This window comes from Streptomyces recifensis (assembly GCF_002154615.1).
Taxonomy (GTDB): Bacteria; Actinomycetota; Actinomycetes; order Streptomycetales; family Streptomycetaceae; genus Streptomyces; species Streptomyces griseoluteus.
This window is the reverse complement of the sequence record NZ_MUNH01000652.1, coordinates 1-2,536: the sequence shown is the minus strand read 5'-3', so window position 1 is coordinate 2,536 and position 2,536 is coordinate 1. Positions and strand designations below refer to the sequence as shown.

Below are 2,536 nucleotides of genomic sequence, written 5' to 3'. Positions count from 1 at the left end.
GTGGCGCTGCGCCTGGAGCGGCAGCGGCTGCTGGAGCGGGAGGACGCCCCGCACCTGTGGTTCGTGATGGACGAGACGGTGCTGCGGCGGCCGGTGAGCACGCGGTCCGAGGTGATGCGCGACCAGCTGGACCGGCTGCTGGAGTACGCCGAGCGGGACCGGATCACCCTTCAGCTCGCGGAGTTCGCGGCAGGCCCGCATCCGGGGACGTACGCCCCCTTCACCCTGTTCCGGTTCGCCCAACGGGAGCTGCCGGACATGGTGTTCACCGAGTATCTGACCGGTGCGCTCTACCTCGACTCGCGCGAGGAGGTGGCCGCGCACCTGGAGGTGCTGGACCACATGACGGCGCGGGCGGCCTCCGCGCAGCGCACCCAGAAGCTGCTGCGGGAGTTCCGCGAGAGCCTGTGACCGGTGCCGCGCCCGTGACGCGGCACCGGAGGCCCGCAACAGCGGGCGCCAGGCTTCAGGCCAGCTCGGCCGTGAGGCTGATGTCGGTGCCGGTCAGGGCCTGGCTGACCGGGCAGTTCTTCTTGGCGTCCTCGGCGGCCGCGCGGAAGCCGTCCGCGTCCAGGCCGGGGACTTCGCCGCGCACGGTGAGGTGGATGCCCGTGATGCCCTCGCCGGGCTGGAAGGTGACGTCGGCCTTGGTCTCCAGCCGGGTGGGCGGGGTGCCGGCACCGGTCAGGCCGTGCGACAGGGCCATGGAGAAGCAGCTGGAGTGCGCGGCGGCGATCAGCTCCTCGGGGCTGGTGCGGCCGTTCGCCTGCTCGGCGCGCGACGGCCACGACACTGGCTGGGAGCCGATGCCGGAGGAGTCGAAGGTGACGGTGCCGCTGCCCGACAGCAGTTCGCCTTCCCAGACCGTGTGTGCGGTGCGCGTGGTAGCCACGGTGGTTCCTTTCGCGGGTGTTTGCGTGTTCCGGGTCCTGTTGCCCCCGTACCCCCATCCGATCACATCCGGGGTCACGGCACCGTGAGGACCGGTCCGAGGGCTCAGGCCGCCCGGCGCTCGGGGCCGGCGTCGAGCGGCACCTCGGGGCCGTTCAACTCGCCGAGCCAGCGGCGCAGTACGCCGTGCACGCGCTCGGCGCCGGTCAGTGCCTCGCCGTGCTCCTCGGCCACGGACAGGGTGAGCGGGGAGAGCAGGAACGGGCGGGACTGGGCGCCGCCGAGGCCACCGTGGGAGCCGATCTGCTCCTCGAAGGCGTGGATCTGTCCGGTGGCGGGGTCGTGCCAGGAGTTGACCATGATGTCGGCGGTGTGCGGGAAGGCGTGCGTCCGGCGTACGGCGTCGACGGCGCCGGGGCCGAAGCGGGCCAGCGGCCCCGGCCGCTCGTCCAGCTCGGCCAGCGGGATCTCGGTGCCGCAGGGGCCGAGGACCACGCCGTCGTGCTCGGCGCTACGGACCAGCAGGAAGCCGATGCCGGGGTGGTTGGCGAGAGTGGGGAGCAGCGCCGGGTGGCGGGCGTCGATCTCCTCCTTGGACATCCGGTGCGGGACGTCGGGGAAGGAGACCAGGCCGAGGTTGCCGGAGGCGAGCACGACGGGCTCGGAGCGCGGCGCGGGCCCGCTCTCCGAGTCCTCCCGGCCCAGGGCGGCGCGTACGGCGGCGCGGGCCTCGGCGCCGCTCGGGGTGCGCCCGGCACCGCGCGGCACGGGCAGTCCGCTGCCGGCGCGGACGAGGTCGGTGAGGGTGAGGCCGTAGCGGGAGCGGAAGGTTTCGCCGGGGCTCTGGCCGTGGTCGGAGAGGACGACCAGGCGGTAGGGGCGCGGGGCGTGTTCGGCGGCCTTCTCGATCAGCGCGAGGGAGCGGTCCAGGCGCTTGAGGACCTGGCGGGCGTCGCGGCTGTCGGGTCCTGAGTGGTGGGCGACCTCGTCGTAGGCGACGAGGTCGGCGTAGACGGCGGTGCGGCCGGCGAGCAGGTCGCCCATCACCGCGGCGACGACCACGTCCCGTTCGACGACGGTGGCGAAGGCGCGGACGAACGGGTAGAGGCCGCCCCGGCCGACGCGCGGGTGGGCTCCGGCGAACCGGGCACGGGTGGACTGCGCGATCTCGCGGCCGATCTCGGCGAAGAAGGACAGGGCGGTGCGCACCGCGTTGGCCGGGTCGGAGAAATAGGCGAAGTACCCGGCGCGGGAACGGTTCTCCCGGCCCCGGCGGCGGGTGGCGATGGACAGGACGAGGGCCTGTTCCCCTGCGCCGCCGCTGAACAGGTTGCCCCGGCTGGCGCCGTCGACGGCGAGGAGTCCGGCCTCGCCGGTGCGGGCCGTCGCGCGGCGCTGCAACTCGGCGGCGGAGGTGGGCCGGTTGCAGACCATGACCTCGCCCCGGTCCTTCTCGTACCAGCGGAAGGCGGGCACGTCGTAGGTGCTGCCGTGCAGGATGCCGAGCTGGCTGGCGCCGGTCTGGCTGGACCAGTCGGTGCGCCAGGCGGTGAGCCGGTGGGTGGGCGGGATGACGCCGTCGGTGGCGAGCCAGCGGGCGACGGTGGGCATCAGGCCGTCGCGGACGGCGGCGGTGAGCACGTCG

3 protein-coding genes are annotated in these 2,536 nt (G+C 74.1%); 1 reads left to right on the top strand and 2 read right to left on the bottom strand.

Translation table 11 applies throughout. From position 1 onward, the window contains the following. The coding region (locus tag CCN33_RS27795; protein WP_244173957.1) for a DUF5753 domain-containing protein at positions 1-411 on the top strand (411 nt) is incomplete at its 5' end. 55 nt (positions 412-466) lie between these two features. On the opposite strand, the gene CCN33_RS27790 is transcribed toward CCN33_RS27795, so the two are convergent. Beyond that, on the bottom strand, positions 467-892 hold the full coding sequence (locus tag CCN33_RS27790) for an OsmC family protein (protein ID WP_030809452.1): 426 nt from the start codon (positions 890-892) through the stop codon (positions 467-469). Between the two features lie 104 nt (positions 893-996). Beyond that, the coding region (locus CCN33_RS27785) for an alkaline phosphatase family protein (RefSeq protein WP_086696165.1) at positions 997-2,536 on the bottom strand (1,540 nt) is incomplete at its 5' end.